General features: G+C 60.2%; 15 protein-coding genes. 12 read left to right on the top strand and 3 right to left on the bottom strand.

Annotation, left to right across the window (positions count from 1 at the left end; all coding sequences use genetic code 11):
- The first annotated feature begins 169 nt into the window (after positions 1-169).
- From RE428_RS18965 to RE428_RS18945, 5 genes are all read left to right on the top strand, one after another.
- A complete protein-coding gene (locus RE428_RS18965; protein ID WP_004580608.1) occupies positions 170-493 on the top strand; it encodes an antibiotic biosynthesis monooxygenase family protein in 324 nt (107 codons plus the stop codon).
- 16 nt (positions 494-509) lie between these two features.
- Positions 510-812, top strand: a complete 303-nt coding sequence (locus RE428_RS18960; RefSeq protein ID WP_004580609.1) for a hypothetical protein — start codon at positions 510-512, stop codon at positions 810-812.
- Between the two features lie 109 nt (positions 813-921).
- Positions 922-1,380 carry a hypothetical protein gene (locus tag RE428_RS18955; protein WP_004580610.1) on the top strand — a complete coding sequence of 153 codons (459 nt, stop codon included), beginning with the start codon at positions 922-924 and terminating at the stop codon, positions 1,378-1,380.
- Between the two features lie 153 nt (positions 1,381-1,533).
- Complete coding sequence (locus RE428_RS18950) at positions 1,534-2,652, top strand: App1 family protein (RefSeq protein ID WP_004580611.1); 1,119 nt, start codon at positions 1,534-1,536, stop codon at positions 2,650-2,652.
- 161 nt (positions 2,653-2,813) lie between these two features.
- Entirely contained in the window at positions 2,814-5,696 is a 2,883-nt protein-coding gene (locus tag RE428_RS18945) for an FAD-binding and (Fe-S)-binding domain-containing protein (RefSeq protein WP_004580612.1), read from the top strand.
- A gap of 4 nt (positions 5,697-5,700) precedes the next feature.
- On the opposite strand, the gene tmpT is transcribed toward RE428_RS18945, so the two are convergent.
- Positions 5,701-6,360 carry a thiopurine S-methyltransferase gene (tmpT, locus tag RE428_RS18940; RefSeq protein ID WP_004580613.1) on the bottom strand — a complete coding sequence of 220 codons (660 nt, stop codon included), beginning with the start codon at positions 6,358-6,360 and terminating at the stop codon, positions 5,701-5,703.
- Between the two features lie 173 nt (positions 6,361-6,533).
- Here tmpT and RE428_RS18935 point away from each other — a divergent pair, with 173 nt between their 5' ends.
- The 3 genes from RE428_RS18935 (at position 6,534) to RE428_RS18925 (ending at position 10,803) form a co-directional block, all read left to right on the top strand.
- Positions 6,534-7,496 (top strand): D-2-hydroxyacid dehydrogenase, encoded by a 963-nt coding sequence (locus RE428_RS18935; protein ID WP_004580614.1) that lies wholly within the window; start codon positions 6,534-6,536, stop codon positions 7,494-7,496.
- 266 nt (positions 7,497-7,762) lie between these two features.
- The gene (gene malE, locus RE428_RS18930) at positions 7,763-8,992 is read left to right on the top strand and encodes a maltose/maltodextrin ABC transporter substrate-binding protein MalE (protein WP_004580615.1); all 1,230 of its coding nucleotides are present in this window, start codon (positions 7,763-7,765) and stop codon (positions 8,990-8,992) included.
- Positions 8,993-9,048: 56 nt separating this feature from the next.
- Complete coding sequence (locus RE428_RS18925; RefSeq protein WP_004580616.1) at positions 9,049-10,803, top strand: methyl-accepting chemotaxis protein; 1,755 nt, start codon at positions 9,049-9,051, stop codon at positions 10,801-10,803.
- A gap of 499 nt (positions 10,804-11,302) precedes the next feature.
- On the opposite strand, the gene RE428_RS18920 is transcribed toward RE428_RS18925, so the two are convergent.
- Positions 11,303-11,581, bottom strand: coding sequence for a peptidylprolyl isomerase (locus RE428_RS18920; protein WP_004580617.1), 279 nt, complete (start codon positions 11,579-11,581; stop codon positions 11,303-11,305).
- A gap of 176 nt (positions 11,582-11,757) precedes the next feature.
- Here RE428_RS18920 and RE428_RS18915 point away from each other — a divergent pair, with 176 nt between their 5' ends.
- From RE428_RS18915 to lpoB, 3 genes are read left to right on the top strand one after another with little or no spacing between them, the layout of a single operon-like run.
- Positions 11,758-13,272, top strand: coding sequence for a COG3014 family protein (locus RE428_RS18915; RefSeq protein WP_205624597.1), 1,515 nt, complete (start codon positions 11,758-11,760; stop codon positions 13,270-13,272).
- 11 nt (positions 13,273-13,283) lie between these two features.
- Complete coding sequence (locus tag RE428_RS18910; protein ID WP_004580619.1) at positions 13,284-13,688, top strand: DUF1425 domain-containing protein; 405 nt, start codon at positions 13,284-13,286, stop codon at positions 13,686-13,688.
- Positions 13,685-14,284, top strand: coding sequence for a penicillin-binding protein activator LpoB (gene lpoB / locus RE428_RS18905; protein ID WP_004580620.1), 600 nt, complete (start codon positions 13,685-13,687; stop codon positions 14,282-14,284). The genes RE428_RS18910 and lpoB overlap by 4 nt, the downstream gene beginning before the upstream one ends.
- Positions 14,285-14,296: 12 nt before the next feature.
- Here lpoB and RE428_RS18900 read toward each other — a convergent pair whose 3' ends face one another.
- Complete coding sequence (locus RE428_RS18900) at positions 14,297-15,205, bottom strand: glutathione S-transferase family protein (RefSeq protein ID WP_004580621.1); 909 nt, start codon at positions 15,203-15,205, stop codon at positions 14,297-14,299.
- A 228-nt stretch (positions 15,206-15,433) separates the two neighbouring features.
- On the opposite strand from RE428_RS18900, the gene hmuQ reads away from it, so the two are divergent.
- Positions 15,434-15,736: a heme-degrading protein HmuQ gene (hmuQ, locus tag RE428_RS18895; RefSeq protein ID WP_004580622.1), complete on the top strand. Its 303-nt coding sequence runs from the start codon at positions 15,434-15,436 to the stop codon at positions 15,734-15,736.
- The last annotated feature ends 5 nt before the right edge of the window (positions 15,737-15,741 follow it).

The following is a 15,741-nucleotide window of genomic DNA, read 5'->3' as shown; positions in this document are numbered from 1 at the left end:
GCGTTCTCCTTCAATACCTGTTAGACCGTGCAGCGTCTCTTAGATCACCACCAACCCTGTGGAATCCTCGACCAAAGGTTGGGCTGGGTTGGTTTGCAGCTGTCGTTAGTTCCGTTAGTTTAGTCAGGTTACCCATGGTTTTACGCCAATTACCCACGGAGGACATGTCATGATCTTGCGGATCTGGCATGGCTGGACGACGCCGGAGAACGCCGACGTCTACGAGTCGCTGCTGAAGACAACCGTGTTCCCAAGGATCGAGGCCAAAAATGTCGAGGGTTTCCGTCGTATCCGGTTGCTGCGTTCGGATCAGGAGGGAGCGGAGACGGAATTCATCACCATCATGGAATTCGATTCCCTGGAAGCGGTGAAGCGGTTTGCCGGCGAGGACTACCGTCAGTCCTACGTGCCGGAGGAAGCGCAAAAAGTGCTGGTACGCTATGACGCGCACTCGCAACACTACGAAGTCACCGAAGATCGCCATTACGACTGAGCCGCACCGGAGTGTTATGACCCGTCCGGAAAGACCGCCCGCAGAGCGTAACATTACAATCCGACAGGAAATTCTTGCCGTCCTGGAAGAGGTCGAGTCCAACGCCAGCGACCTGTCTAAGAGCGTGCGCCTGACGGAGAAAGAGATCTACGCGCACCTGGACGAACTCTGCAAGTCCGGCCGTGTGGAAACCATTCCGGCGGCCTGCAACAGCTGCGGATATCGCTTCGAGGATCGGCGTAAGGCACGCAAACCTGGCAAGTGCCCGCGGTGCAAGTCGACCCGGATTGATCCCCCGCGATTCCGGCGGAAATCCTGAACCTGGCCCTTTAAATTTCGTTCAGGTTCTTCCGTTTTTTGTTGTCTCTCGTCAGTAGGGGCTACAGTATGAGTAAAGGGATCATGCATATTCGGCGGGAGGCCAACCTATGGAAATCAAGACATTTGAAGACCTTATCGATTGGGCTCGGCAGCTCCACGCGCACCTGTCTCGCTCGCTGAAAGACTCGGCAGAGGCCAACACCAATGAGCGGGCCAGCGCATTGCTGGGCTACCTGTCCGAGCACGAATCGGAGCTGGAACGTATTACGGCGGAATTCGAGAAGCAGGCCGACCCGAAGGTGCTGCAAACGCGCCTGTACGATTTCTATAACCATCAGCCCTTCGATTCCCATCGCAAGAGCGACACCCATTACGCGCAGCTCGGCTTCGACGAGATCGCGCGGGAAATCTTCAATTTTCACGATGAATTGATGGAGCTCTACCGCTCGCTGCTGCGCAAGGCTGAACTGCGTGACGCGTCCGACCTTGTGGAGGAATTGCTGGAAATGGAGGAGAACGAATCCATGCGCCTGGCACGTCAGGTCCGCAGCATGGACGACGTTTGATCGGCGTTTTTCCCGGCCCGCACCGATTCCTGTGGTGCGGCTGGCCCTGTGATCTGAATCCGTCTACTGGCGGTACGCTTTAGACATTGAGCTTTGCAGGGTTGGCTTGCAGAATAAACACCCTTGCAACCGCAGGTTTTTACAGGGGATTCAATGTCGCTTCGCCGTCACTACGGGAAATACGTGCGTTCGCTCCGGAAGGGGCTCCATATCCTGGCGGCGCCGGTAAAAGGCGACAATGGCCGGGGCGGCCTGTTTATCCAGGCGTACCGGGGATTCGGGTCCAACAACCGGCTGTTCCTCATGGGGCGGGTTTTCCGTCAGCCTGGCTTCGGCGCGAGCCTGAGAGAGGACATGCTGCGGCGGGACATCATTGATCTGATCCGCCGGCTCTGGCGCAAGCCGATCGTCGGTGCCCAGGTACGGGTGCGCTACAAGGATGCCGATACCATCGTGCGGACGGACCGCCACGGCTTCTTTCGGGTTCACATGGACCTGTCCACCATGCCTTCGGATGTGATCTGGCACTCCATGGAACTCTCGCTGGTTCATCCCGCCGACGACCGAGCGACGACTACCGGCGAATTCTTTACTCCCACGTCCCGTGCGCGCTATGGGGTAATCAGCGATATCGACGACACGGTGGTGTACACCGGTGTAGCCAATACGACGAAAATGATGTGGCGACTGTTTGCCCAAGGGGCCGAGAGCCGAGTGGTTTTCCCGGGCGTTTCGGCGCTATATCAGGCCCTCTACAACGGTGACACTGGCTCGCAGGGTAATCCGCTGTTCTATGTATCCCGTGCGCCCTGGAGCATCTACCAGGTGCTGGTCGAGTTCTTCCGCATGCACCGTATCCCCAATGGACCGATCCTGATCCTCAGGGAGTGGGGCATGAAGCGTGGCAGTGTGCTGCCACGGCGGGCCAAGGACCACAAGCTGGATGCCATTCGGCAGATCCTGGCACTCTACGATGATTTGCCCTTTATCCTGATCGGCGATTCCGGTCAGCGTGATCCGGAAGTCTACACACGCGTCCTGCGTGAACACCCAGGGCGCATCACTGGCATCTATATTCGCGATGTCAGCAACGATCCCCGCCGGGAAGCAGCCATCGCCGAGTTAGCGCGGGAGGTCAAGGAGGCTGGCAGCGACCTGATGCTGGCATCTGATACCGTGGCCATGGCCGAGCATGCGGTGGATCAGGGATTGATCCCGATGGATGCGCTTGAAGAGGTGCGCCGCAGCCATGATGACGAAGAGGCTGAATAGTGCGCAGAACCTGATGGTCCGTCGTGACTATTCCTTTCTTTATCATTGGTACCGGCTTGCCCAAGTGCCATCAGCCTGTGTAAAACTGTTCGTATACCGTCACGACGCTACTTGCTGAACAGTCAGCTTCGTACGAAAGGCAATCACAGGAGCGCAAGGCTATGGACGCCACGATTGCAGCCCCGGAGCCTGCGGACATTGAGCAACTGGTTCAAGCCCTCGACAAGGCTGTCGATGGCGAGGTCCGCTTCGAGATAGGCAGTCGTGCGCTCTACGCCACCGATGCCTCCAATTACCGCCAGGTGCCCATCGGCGTCGTTATCCCCCAACACGAAAAGGACATTGAGCGGGCCGTTGCCGTGGCCCGCGAGTTTGATGTGCCGATCCTGATGCGCGGTGCCGGCACCAGCCTCGCCGGCCAGACGTGCAACGCCGCTGTCGTCCTCGACACCTCCAAGTACATGAACCAGGTTCTCGATGTGGATCCGGACCGCCGCACTGCGGTTATCCAGCCCGGCGTGGTTTGCGACGTGCTGCGGGATGCGGCTGAGGCGCACGGGCTGACTTTCGGTCCAGATCCCTCGACCCACACCCAGTGCACGCTGGGCGGGATGATCGGTAACAACTCCTGCGGTGCCCATTCGGTGATGGCCGGGAAGACCGACGACAATATCGAGTCGCTGGATATCCTCACCTATGACGGGGTGCGCATGACGGTCGGCCCTACATCGGAACAGGAACTGGAAGCCATCATCCAGGCCGGTGGGCGCAAGGGCGAGATATACGCTGGTCTGCGCAACCTGCGGGATCGTTACGCCGAGCACGTACGTCAGGGTTTCCCTGATATCCGGCGCCGGGTGTCCGGCTACAACCTCGATGCGCTGCTGCCGGAGAACGGCTTCAACGTGGCCCGTGCCCTGGTCGGCAGCGAAGGCACCTGTGCCATTACCCTGTCGGCCCGAACGAAGCTGGTGGACAGCCCGCCGCATCGCGTGTTGGTCGTTCTCGGCTACGAGGATATCTGTCGGGCCGGCGACGAAGCGCCTGCGGTCCTGGCAACCGGCCCTTTATCGGTAGAAGGCCTGGACGAAAGAATCGTCGAGGACATGCGCAAGAAAGGCTGGGGGCTGGAGGCGCTTGACGGATTGCCGGAAGGCAACGGCTGGATCCTGTCCGAGTTTGGCGGCGAGACGGTCGAGGAAGCCACCGATGCCGCGCAGAAGGCTATAGACAGCCAACAGGGCCGCTGCGTCGATAGTCGGCTATACACCGATCCCAAGGAGGCCAATCGGGTCTGGTCGGTACGAAAGAGCGGTTCAGCCGCGACCAACGCACTGCCCGGCGAGGACGAGAGTTACCCGGGCTGGGAAGACGCGGCTGTCGATCCGGCACGAGTCGGGGATTACCTGCGGGACTTCCGCAAGCTGTTGGATGACTACGGCTACCGCTCCTCGCTCTACGGCCACTTTGGTGACGGCTGTATCCATGGCCGCATGACCTTCGATCTCTCGAGTCGCGAAGGCGTCGCCAAGTGGCGGCGGTTTTTGGATGAGGCTGCAGATCTGGTGGTCGCATATGGCGGCTCGCTGTCAGGCGAACATGGCGATGGGCAGGCGAGGGCGGAGCTCTGGCCCAAGATGTTCGGCCCGGAATTGATGGAGGCGTTCCGGCGCTTCAAGGAAATCTGGGACCCGAGGGGGCGGCTCAATCCCCACAAACTGATTGATCCCTACCGCATCGACGAGCACCTGCGCACCGGGCCGGACCATGATCCGCTCGATCCTCAGCCGCTGCACTTCAGCTTCCGTAAGGACCAAGGCAGCTTTTCCCAGGCGGCGCACCGTTGTGTCGGGGTCGGAAAGTGCCGAAGTTACGCCAGCGGCACCATGTGCCCGAGTTACCGGGGTACGATGGAGGAGAAGCACTCGACCCGTGGCCGGGCGCGGCTGCTGTTCGAGATGCTCCAGGGCGATACGCTTGAGGGCGTGTGGAACAACAATGCCGTCCATGAAGCGCTCGACCTGTGCCTGGCCTGCAAGGCCTGCAGCCAGGAATGCCCGGTGCAGGTGGACATGGCCACCTACAAGGCTGAGTTCATGGCCCACTATTACGAGCATCACCGTCGCCCGCGCCAGGCGTGGACCCTGGGTATGATTCACGAGTGGGCCCGCCTCGCCGGGCGCGCGCCGAAACTCTTCAATGGCCTGACGAAATTGCCCGGCACCGCCGGCCTGGCACGAGGCTTGACCGGTATGACACCCGAGCGGGACTTGCCGCAGTTTTCCAGTCAACCCTTTACCCGCAGCTACCGCTCGGAACCCCCGAAAGATAACCGGCCGGCCGTAGTGCTCTGGCCGGATACCTTCAACAACTTCCTGCACTCGGACAGTCTGCGGGCCGCCGCCCGGGTGCTCGATCGCTTGGGCTTTGAGGTGCAATTGCCGGGCCGCCCAGTATGTTGCGGGCGGCCGCTCTACGACTACGGCATGCTGGAACGGGCCCGTTGGCGTTTGCGCCAGGTACTGGAAACCCTTGCACCGGCCATCGAAGCGGGTATTCCTGTGGTCGGGCTGGAACCCTCCTGCATGAGCACGTTCCGCGATGAGTTGCTGAACTTTTTCCCGCAGGATGAACGTGCCCTACGGCTGGCGCAGAACAGCTGGTTGCTACCGGATTTTCTCGTACACCAGGACGGGCTGGACCTGCCGCATCTCAAGGGTACGGCCTGGGTTCATGGCCATTGCCACCAGAAATCCGGATCCGGAATGGCGGGCACGCAAAGTCTGCTGGAGCAAATGGGCCTTGAAGCGCAACTGCCAGACAACGGCTGCTGCGGTATGGCCGGGGCGTTCGGCTTCGATGGGGAGAAGTACCCGGTATCGATGCGGATCGCCGAGTCGGCGATGCTGCCGTCACTGCGGGACGTGGCCAGCGACACCTATGTAATCTCCGATGGTTTCAGCTGCCGCGAGCAGATTCGCCACGGCAGCGGACGCACAGCACTGCATACCGCGCAGCTGCTGGATCGGGCATTTGGCGATTAGCGCACTAATCCTTACGGGTCAGCTTGAATACGCTCTCCACACCTTCCGTCAGGCCCCGCCGCTTGGCGAACGGGTGGTCCTTTTCCAGCGGGTTGGTCAGTACGTGTTCGATCTCGAAATCCTCCCCGAATAACTGGTGGACCTCCTCGTCGGCGACGTTGAACGGCGGCCCTTTGATCGCGCCCTCTTCGTAGTCCAGCGTGATTAACAGGATCCGCGCCTGGTCGGGCAGGACGGCGGTCAGGTGTTCGGCATAGTCCCGGCGCATCTTTGGGGGCAGGGCAATCAGCGCAGCGCGGTCATAGACCAGCCGGACATGCTCGACGTCGTCCGGCACCAGCTGGAAGAAGTCCCCGCACCACAGCTGCAGTTCGTCGTGGATATAGCGGATGAAGGGCTGGGCAGGTTGTACCAGGGCCTTGGTTTCAGCTTCCTCGAAGAAGTCCTTGCAGGCGATGGGGCTGAGCTCGATGCCCAGCACTGGATGCCCGCGGTCGTACAGCCACCACATGTCCTTGGCCTTGCCACATAGCGGGACGAGGACGGTTTCAGTACCGGTCTGGACCATCTCCGGCCAGTGGTCGTGAAGGTAGCGGTTGACCGTGCCCTCGTGAAAGCCAATTTCCTGATGCTTCCAGCGGGCGTGCCAGAATTCGTGTTCCATCGTCTGGACTCCTTTGCACGTCTTTTACTGCATTATGGACATAGCCGTGTTCGAGTGTAAGCGTCGCTACTGATTTAACATCCCTCGCTCATGTCATTCCCGTCACTGGGATACGGCGTCATTCAAGGTGTAAGCTACTGGAATTACTAACGCTTGCTGCAAAGGATGCCAAGATGAAAGCCGTATTCCTCGATGCCTCTACGCTGGGACATGACGTTGACCTCCAACCGATTCACGCCGCTGTCGACGAGCTGGTCCTTCACGACCGCACCAACGCCGATCAGGTCCAGGAGCGCATCGCCGGTTTCGATACGGTGATCACCAACAAGGTAGTGTTGGGCAAGGAGCATTTCGAGGCCAACCCTGACATCAAGTGCGTCGTGGTTACCGCCACCGGCACCAACAACATCGACCTGGAAGCGGCCAAAGAGACGGGTATTCGCGTCGTTAACGCTATACGCTACGGACGTGCTTCGGTGTCGCAGCACACCATGATGCTGATCCTGGCGCTGGCAACCCGCGTCATCGACTATCATCAGGACGTCAGCGCCGGTTGCTGGGAACAGAGCTCCCAGTTCTGCCTGATGGATCACCCCATCATGGAGCTGGAGGGTAAAACGCTGGGCATCGTCGGTTACGGCGACCTGGGGCAGGGACTGGCGCATCTGGCCAAGGCCTTCGGGATGAAAATTCTGATCGCCGCGCGTCCCGGGCAGGAAACAGGCGAGGTGGATGGTTACCCGCGAATCCCGTTGGATGACCTTCTTCCGCAGGTCGATGTGCTGTCCCTGCACTGCCTGCTTACCCCGGAAACCCGCAACCTCATCGACGCCGACGCTTTGTCGAAAATGCAGAAGCACGCCTTGCTGATCAATACCAGCCGCGGTGGCCTCGTCGACGAGAAAGCCCTGGCCGATGCCCTGCGCAAGGGTCGTATTGGCGGAGCTGGCTTCGACGTGCTCACCGAGGAACCTCCAGCCAACGGCAACGTGCTGCTTTCCTCCGATATCCCCAACCTGATTGTGACGCCCCATTGTGCCTGGGCCAGCAAGGAAGCGCGGCAACGCATGGTGCAACTGACGGCGCACAATCTCGAAGGCTTGAAGAATGGAACTCTAGAGCGTTGGGTGGTGTAAGTCGTCCTTTCACCGCTCTCCTCTACGCCCTTCCGCTCCACCTCAGGAAAATGCATCGGGCATGACGCGCCCCTGGTCCCCGCCGCCATAGACTGAATCTCGGCGCACTCCCGGTGCGCCCACTCGACACAATAACAATAAGGGCATGCCCGAAGCACCGCTTCGGCTTGTCTGTGGCGACTGTCTCTCGGGCTCCAGGCTCCAGCCCACCGCTGAGGTCCGTGCGCTTTCGGTGAGACGGCGCCGGTGACACGGTGGAGTCAACAATGCGGATTACCCAAACCTTCCCAGCGTTCTTTTTCGCTCTCTTTCTCATTCTTCCGGTCGGGCAGGCATTCGCCTTCGAAGCCGGTACGTTGCACATCTGGATCAATCACGACAAGGGGTTCAATGGCCTGGCCGAGGTTGGCCGGCGGTTCGAAGCAGACACCGGTACGCCGGTGGTCGTGGAGACACCAGAAAGCCTGACGACCTGGTTCGACCACTCCGGCTACACCAGCCAGGCCCCGGATATCATCATCTGGCCTCACGATCGTTTCGGGTCCTGGATCAACGAAGGCCTGCTTGAACCGGTCAAACCCTCAGCATCGGTGAAAGAAGCGCTTGCTCCCTTCGCCTGGCATGCGGTGACGGTCGGCGACAAGGTCTACGGCTATCCCATCGCAACTGAAGTCGTCAGCCTGATCTACAACCGCGATCTGGTCAGCGCACCGCCGGCCACCATGGAGGAGGTATTGGCCCTTGATCGTAAGCTGCGCAAGAACGGCAAGCATGCGCTGACCTGGGACTACAAGAATGTCTATTTTTCCTGGCCCATCCTGGCCGGAGCAGGCGGCTACAGCTTCGGCAAGACGGGCGGTGTTTACGACCTCACGGACGTGGGTGTGGCCAAGGGCGGCTCGGTGGAAGCCGTGGCCTCCATCCGCCGGATGCTTGAGGAGGATGCGCTGGCTGAAGGCGCCGATTACGGCAGCATGATGAAAGCCTTCAAGGCCGGAGACGTCGCGATGATCATCAATGGGCCCTGGGCCTGGAGTGAGCTGCGCGAGGCGGGCATCAACATTGGTATTGCCGATGTACCGGCACTCGATCCCGGGCATCCGGGAAAGCCGTTCGTGGGTGTCCTGGCGGCGGGCATCAGCTCGGCGACACCGAATAAGGCGATGGCGAAGCGCTTCCTTGAAGACTACCTGCTGACCAAAGACGGCCTGAAGAGTGTTAACGACGACAAGCCACTGGGCGCCGTGGCCCATCTGGGATTGGTCCGGGACCTCAGTAACGATCCCTTTATCGAACACACCTTCCACTCTGCGAGTGAAGGGGAAATGATGCCCAATATTCCGGAAATGAAGCGTTTCTGGGATCTCATGACCCATCGTTTCGTGGACATGCTCAGCGGCCAAAGCGCGATTCGCCCGACCCTGGACGAAGCCGCCGACCGTCTGCGGCGACTCGATGAGATGCGTGGTTGGACCCGTCGCCATTATTTGCCCTGACAGTCGACCCGATTCCCATGTCTTTCACACCGCCATTTTCACGGAGGGGCGTCACGATGTCCTCTAACAAGAAGTTGTCCAGCCGCGGTCTGTCCCTGACGATCCGGACGAAGGTTATCCTGCTCTTTGCGATCCTCACGGCCGTTGCGGTGGGCGCGTCGAGTCTGGTGATTCATCGTATCGATACGATTGGCGACAGCGTCGATCGCCAGCAGGCCAGCATAGCGGGTCAGCTCGAGGCGACACGGCGCCAGGCCGAGTTGATCCGCGAACAGCGACGGCTTGCCGAGTTCGCCCAGGGTGTCAACGACGCCCAGCGCCAGCTCGACAGCTTGCAGTACTGGTACTCCCATGCCGCCCTGAATGCCGATCCGGAATCGCTTGAGAAGGCCCAGGGTGCGTTCGACGCCTTCAGCGGCGCACTGGCACGACTGGTCGAAGAGAATCCCGACCTGGCCGAGCCGGTAGCCGAGATGCATAAGTCGTTGGACGAGTACCGCATGCTGGCGGAAAAGATGTTCACCTTCTTCGAGGATTCCATGATGTTGATGGGCCGCTCGATGGGTGAGGCGTCCCGGGAACGTGCCGTGCAGTTGGGCGCGAGACTTGATGCTATTCGTCAGGATTACCGGCAGCAGGAGCAGGTGCTGGGGGATGGTGTGCTCGAAGCTGGGGATGCGGTAGAGGCTGCAGGCGCAGACGTCGCCGAGTCGGTCACGGCGATCCGTGGCGACATCCGACAGGCCACCCGAGTCAGCTTGGGGATGATGGCCGTTATCGCGGTGCTGGCGGTGATCCTTGGTGCGGTTTTCCTGCGTTCCGTACTCGGTCCGATCCGGATGCTGGGCAAGCGTATCGAACAGATCCATGCCAATAGTGATTTAACCGCCTCGCTGGACTACCAGCGTGATGACGAACTGCAGGTTATCACCCGCGCGTTCGACAGTATGCTGTGCCGGTTCCGTGAACTGATCCATCGCCTTGGCGATTCCACCCGGGAACTGGGGCAGGTCGCGATCCAGGGTAAGCAGGGGAGCCAGCAACTGGCGGGGCAGGTCGGTCAGCAACAGGAGGAGACAGGGCTGGTTGCGACAGCCACCACCCAGATGACGGCGTCGGCAACCGGCATCCAGGCCAGCACCGAAGATGCCGCGCGCCTGGCCGATGAGGTCAGCCGCCTGACCCGGGAAGGTGGTGCCGCGGCGAGCGAGTCGGTGAAGGCCATGGATGCCCTGACCGGTAGGATCAATACCGCTAGCGGCGTTATCCACCAGTTGGCCGAGCGCAGCGACAGTATCGGAACGGTGCTGGACGTGATTCGCGGTATCGCCGAGCAGACCAACCTGTTGGCGCTTAACGCAGCCATCGAAGCGGCCAGGGCGGGAGAGTCAGGTCGAGGGTTTGCGGTGGTGGCGGATGAGGTCCGGGGTTTGGCCAGTCGCACTGGGGATTCCACCGTGGAAATCCAGAACCTGGTGGAGAACCTTCAGACCGATGCGCGTCGTGCGGTCGAGGAAATTCGCCAGAGCATGGAGGAAAGCCGTCACACTGTGGATTGCATCCGCCATTGCAGTAGCAGCCTGGAAAGTATCGAAACCAAGGCCAGCCGCATGCAGGAGCTGAACCAGCAGGTGGCCCAGGCGACCGCGGAACAGGGCGACGCGATCCAGAGTATCGACCGCAACCTCGCCAACCTGACCCAGCAGATCGACCAGATCAATCGCCATGCGTCCGATACCGGTTCACGTACGGATCGGCTGGCGAGCATGGGAGATGAATTGCAGGCGGCGGTATCGCAGTTCCGGTACTAGGCGTTCTGACCGGCAGCCCTGCGGGCTGCTCCGAAGCTGAAGCGTCGGCTACATTCTCCAGTCAACTCGAGCGTGTAGCAGATGCTTTAGCTTCTGAGTGCGCCAAAGGCGCGCCCAACGTACCCGCTGGCAAGTATGGGGGATGAACTGCGAGAGGCCGTTTAGGTAAACGTCGTTCTGATAGGCAGCCCTGCGGGCTACTCCGAAGCTGAAGCGTCGGCTACATTTTCCAGTCAACTCGAGCGTGTAGCAGATGCTTTAGCTTCTGAGGGTGCCAAAGGCGCCCCAACGTATCCGCTGACGAGTATGGGGGATGAATAGTGAGAGGCGGTCTAGGTAATCGTCGTTCTGATTGGTTACCCTGCGGGCTGCTCCGAAGCTGAGGCGTCGGCTACATTCTCCAGTCAACCCGAGCGTGTAGCAGATGCTTTAGCTTCTGAGGGCGCCAAAGGCGCCCCGGCGATCGGGAATCCCCGGGGCTTCCTGAAAACCGGTCAAATCAGGTGCGGCTAGTCACTTCCAGCAGGTGATACCCAAACTGGGTCTTGATCGGACCCTGCACCACGTTCACATCACCGTTGAACACGGCTTTGTCGAACTCCGGTACCATCTGGCCAGGGCCAAACGAACCCAGGTCGCCGCCGTTGCGGCCGGACGGGCAGGTGGAGTGCTCGCGGGCCACCTCGCCGAAGTCCTTGCCATCGGCAATTTGCTGCTTGAGCTCTTCACACTTCGCTTCGCTATCTACCAGGATGTGGCGTGCGGTTGCTTGTGCCATTGTCATGTCCTCATTCTTGATCATCGTCGTTGGTTGAGCGGGAAATGCTGCCCGCGTGGCGGTAACATGGCAAGCGTTTTTACTTTCCAGTGAACTCACCCTAACACTGAAGGTCTTGGTGCATAACACATTGTGCTGACATGATGATGTCCCATTCCCGAATCATGGATCGAGACTTGAGTTTGGATGCAGTGCGTCGATCAAGCCGGTACGGCGTTGCGCTCATGGCAGCGATGGCTCTCGCCGGTTGTTCCGTTTTCCAGCAACGGGACCAGATGGCCCAGTTCAATACCGCCTATACACAGGGCAACTATGCCATTGCGGCCAGCGCCATGCAGTTCGACCAGAAGGGCGATGACAAGGGCGGCAACCACGTGCTCGAGCTGCTGCATCAGGGCGAGGCCTATCGGCTCGAAGGGGAATTCCATGATTCGATTGCGGCTTTCGACAAGGCCGAAGCCGGTATGAAGTATCTGGATACAGAAGGCTTTGCCTCGTCTGCAACCGAAAACGTGATGTCAGTGCTGGTGAACGAGTCCACCCGCGACTACCGGGCGCTGATGTCCGAGGCGATCATGGTCAACACCTACAAAGGCCTCTCGTTCCTGGCGGAGGGCAACAGCGAATATGCTCGTGTGGAGTTCAATCGCGCCGACGACCGCACGCGCCGGGCTGTGGACTTCTTCTCGGAAGAGATTGCCGAGCAGCGGCGGGCCTTGCAGAACGATCCTCAGAATGCCCGAATGGTGCAGCGTAGTGTCCAGAGCGAAGGTATGCGCTCGGTGCTGGAAGCGCATTACGGCGATCCGTCCGGCTGGAGCGTCTACCCCAACTACATCGTGCCGGCGAGCACCTATCTGCACGGTCTCTACTTCCTGGCCAGCGGCGAGGGCGGTTCCGATATCGAACGGGCCTCCACGTCCCTCAGCCGGGTGGCGGATATGGTACCCGGCAATACCGTGGCGAAAGCCGATGCGCAATTGGCCGCCGACCTGGCTTCCGGTCGACAATCCCGCTCTGATCTTCCGCCCATGGTCTGGGTGCTGTACGAGAACGGCCTCGGACCGGTGCTGGAAGAGATCCGCTTCGACGTCCCACTGTTCATTTCCCATGGCGATCGAGCGTCGGTTATCTTCACCAGTATTGCCCTGCCGCGCTATCGGGAACGATCGGCTGTCGCCGGGAGTCTAACGGCGCAATCCGGTTCGACTGAGACAGCAAGAACGCAAAACCTGGCCCAGATGGGCAAGGTCATCAGCACGGAAATGCAGGCACGCTTTCCCAGTGTGCTGACCCGGGCGATCTCCGGTGCAGTGGTGAAGGGTATGATCCAGCACCAGGCGACTGAATCCCTGGGCGTGGCGGGCCAGCTTGGCTCGATTATCTACACCCTGGCGACCACCCAAGCCGACCTGCGGGGCTGGCAGGCCTTACCCGATCATTGGGAAATAGCCCGGCTGGGGCGCCCAGCGGACGGGGAGGTGATCCTGGGCGACACGGCACGCGGAACGCTGGGAACGGTGGATGTTCCGGATCAACCTTTTACCCTGATCTATGTGAAACGGCCTACCGCCCAGGCACCGGCTACGGTAATGTTGCTGGACCTGGAGGGACGGCGGTCCGGCCAATGCTATACCCTCGCCTCAGGTGAGGATGAGCGCCGGCCGTGTACGGTACAGGATGCGCTATAGGAGAGCTTATTATGCGTAAGAGGATTTTCATGCTGACACTGGCGCTGGCGAGCACGCTGATTGCCGCCTGCGCCCCGGTCCAGCCCAAGCGGGACTACGTGCCCCGGGACGACCTCAAGGTCGACCCCGAGATCCGCCAGTTCCTGGTGGTGGAAGATCTGCTTTCCCAGCGAATCAAGCTCGCTGACGACAGTACACTGCTGCGTATCCAGTTCTCGGTCCAGGCCTACCAGGATACCGAGATGGAATGGGCGGTGACCTGGTTCGACGACGACGGCATGGTCGTGCCCGGTGTCGGCGAGGGTTACCGGACAGCGCGTGTGTTGCAGAACCAGACCCGTTTCTTTACCGCAACGGCACCCCACGAACGTGCCGTAAGTTACCAGCTGCATTTGCGTGAGGATCGTGAACCATGAAGAAGCTGATCGTCATAACCGCCGTATCGTTGCTGTTGACGGCCTGCGCCACACCGACTCGCTACGTCGATCCCGCCGCGGATACGGGCCCTGTCACCATGACGCTGGACTACCGGGATTTCGAGCGTGCCGCTGATGTCGCCGTCCAGGACCTCCTTTCCAGCGGCGCCGTAGCCAACCCGTCGGGCGATCGCTACGTCATGGTGGTCAGCCGCGTGGTCAACGACACCATGCAGCGCATCGACACCGACCAACTCACCAAGAAAATCCGCGTGTCCCTGCTGCGCTCCGGCAAGGTGGTCACGACCACTGCCGTCGGCGTCGATGGCGCCGAAGACCAGATGAACGAACAGATCCGCGAGCTGCGTAACAACGAGGAATTCGACCAGTCCGGCGTGCAGCAGAAAGGCACCCTGCAGGCGCCGGACCTGAGCCTTTCAGGCAAGATCATCCAGCGCAATCACAAGGTCGAGGACGAGCAGCAGGTGGAGTATTACTTCCAGCTTACGCTGACGGACCTGCAGAGTGGGTTGGCGGTCTGGGAGAACGAGACCCCGATTATCAAGCGCGGTTCGAACGACGCCGTTGCTTGGTAATCGGGCCGCCTGTTACTTGAGACTGAACCCCTGCTGCGGCACGTGAATGTTGACCGTGCCAACGCGGGGGTGTTCGTGCGCGACGACCCAGCTCTCGCCGTCGTCGGCGACCAACGTTCCTTTCACCGGGATGCGGCCATAATCGTCAGGCGCAATCCGAACCGTCTGACCGATGGCGTCGTTGGCCCTGGACGAGGGTAATGGTCGGGGTAAGCGGGCATGGGCGATTTCCAGGGCCTCTTCCGCGCTGATCTGCTCGACAGTGCCGTGACCAAAACGCCTGATACGGTCCATCCATGCGCGTACTCTCGGCGCATTGCCAAGCACATCCTTTTCCGCGACATCGCAGACGAACCAGAGCCCGTGATATGTGGAGAAGTCGGCGATGCAGGGGCGGTCGCCAAACAGGAAGTCTTGGTCAAGTCGTCTTTCCAGATCTGATACGTGCTCGGCGACACGAGCTTTGGCCTGCTTCGGGCTCATGGATTTGACCCGGGATTTTTTGGCCATCTCGATCCGGTCTTTCAGGAACTTATAGGCATCGATAAGCGAGGTATTGCGGATCAGCTTGATTAGCAGGCCGCCTCCGCCGGAAGCTACGATGCAGGCCAGGAAAATTTCGAGGTCGACCTGCCGGACAAAGTCCTGCACCTCCTGCGAATTATTCTCCAGTGCCAGCTCGGGCTTGCCGGTCATGCGGGCGATTTCCCGGCTGATGGTGCGGGTATCGCAGAAGATGTCGGCACCGATCTGGGCGACCGGGATCTTGCGATAACCGTCGGCCAGCGGTACCAGGTTGGGGCGCGGCGGCATCTCGCGTACCGTGACCGCTCTCCAGCTCTGGCCTGTATAACCCAGCATGGCGCGGATTTTCTCGGAAAACGGGGACATGGCGTACTGGTGCAGGATCAGCTCGGACATGGACTACTCGTCAGCCAGAAAAAAATGAACGCATGACCATACACGGAGTCAGGCCGCTAATCACCCGTATTTGATGACTTCGCAACTTTTCGAACAAAAAAGCAGCAGTATGGCCTGTCTATCCATGACGTTTGCGTTAAGTCATGTGCGGTTGGATTCGGCGTGGGGCCCCGGCAAGCAGACTGTTATAGTGACCGCTCATGTACATTCCCAGAAAGGAGTCAGACCATGTATATCGCCATGAACCGGTTCCGGATCGCGCCGGGCAAGGAAGAAGACTTTATCGAGATCTGGCGCAATCGGGAGACCCACCTGAATGAGGTGCCCGGCTTCAAGAGCTTCAACCTGCTGCAGGGGCCAAGTTACGACGACCACACGCTGTTCTCTTCCCACAGTGTCTGGGAATCCGAGGAGGCGTTCGTGAACTGGACCAAGTCCGAAGCCTTCCGTAAGGCTCACGCCAATGCCAAGCCGGCCAAGGACATCTACCTGGGGCCGCCGCAATTCGAGGGCTTCCAGAAGGTTCTCTGACTACC

Source organism: Marinobacter nanhaiticus D15-8W (assembly GCF_036511935.1).
In the GTDB taxonomy this organism is placed as follows: Bacteria; Pseudomonadota; Gammaproteobacteria; order Pseudomonadales; family Oleiphilaceae; genus Marinobacter_A; species Marinobacter_A nanhaiticus.
This window is presented reverse-complemented; position numbering and strand designations above follow the sequence as displayed.

Excerpts from the sequence above, each read along its gene's own strand:
- RE428_RS18965 (WP_004580608.1), top strand. The coding sequence starts at position 170 with ATGATCTTGCGGATCTGGCATGGCTGGACGACGCCGGAGAACGCCGAC.
- RE428_RS18960 (WP_004580609.1), top strand. The coding sequence starts at position 510 with ATGACCCGTCCGGAAAGACCGCCCGCAGAGCGTAACATTACAATCCGA.
- RE428_RS18955 (WP_004580610.1), top strand. The coding sequence starts at position 922 with ATGGAAATCAAGACATTTGAAGACCTTATCGATTGGGCTCGGCAGCTC.
- RE428_RS18950 (WP_004580611.1), top strand. The coding sequence starts at position 1,534 with ATGTCGCTTCGCCGTCACTACGGGAAATACGTGCGTTCGCTCCGGAAG.
- RE428_RS18945 (WP_004580612.1), top strand. The coding sequence starts at position 2,814 with ATGGACGCCACGATTGCAGCCCCGGAGCCTGCGGACATTGAGCAACTG.
- tmpT (WP_004580613.1), bottom strand. The coding sequence starts at position 6,360 with ATGGAACACGAATTCTGGCACGCCCGCTGGAAGCATCAGGAAATTGGC.
- RE428_RS18935 (WP_004580614.1), top strand. The coding sequence starts at position 6,534 with ATGAAAGCCGTATTCCTCGATGCCTCTACGCTGGGACATGACGTTGAC.
- malE (WP_004580615.1), top strand. The coding sequence starts at position 7,763 with ATGCGGATTACCCAAACCTTCCCAGCGTTCTTTTTCGCTCTCTTTCTC.
- RE428_RS18925 (WP_004580616.1), top strand. The coding sequence starts at position 9,049 with ATGTCCTCTAACAAGAAGTTGTCCAGCCGCGGTCTGTCCCTGACGATC.
- RE428_RS18920 (WP_004580617.1), bottom strand. The coding sequence starts at position 11,581 with ATGGCACAAGCAACCGCACGCCACATCCTGGTAGATAGCGAAGCGAAG.
- RE428_RS18910 (WP_004580619.1), top strand. The coding sequence starts at position 13,284 with ATGCGTAAGAGGATTTTCATGCTGACACTGGCGCTGGCGAGCACGCTG.
- lpoB (WP_004580620.1), top strand. The coding sequence starts at position 13,685 with ATGAAGAAGCTGATCGTCATAACCGCCGTATCGTTGCTGTTGACGGCC.
- RE428_RS18900 (WP_004580621.1), bottom strand. The coding sequence starts at position 15,205 with ATGTCCGAGCTGATCCTGCACCAGTACGCCATGTCCCCGTTTTCCGAG.
- hmuQ (WP_004580622.1), top strand. The coding sequence starts at position 15,434 with ATGTATATCGCCATGAACCGGTTCCGGATCGCGCCGGGCAAGGAAGAA.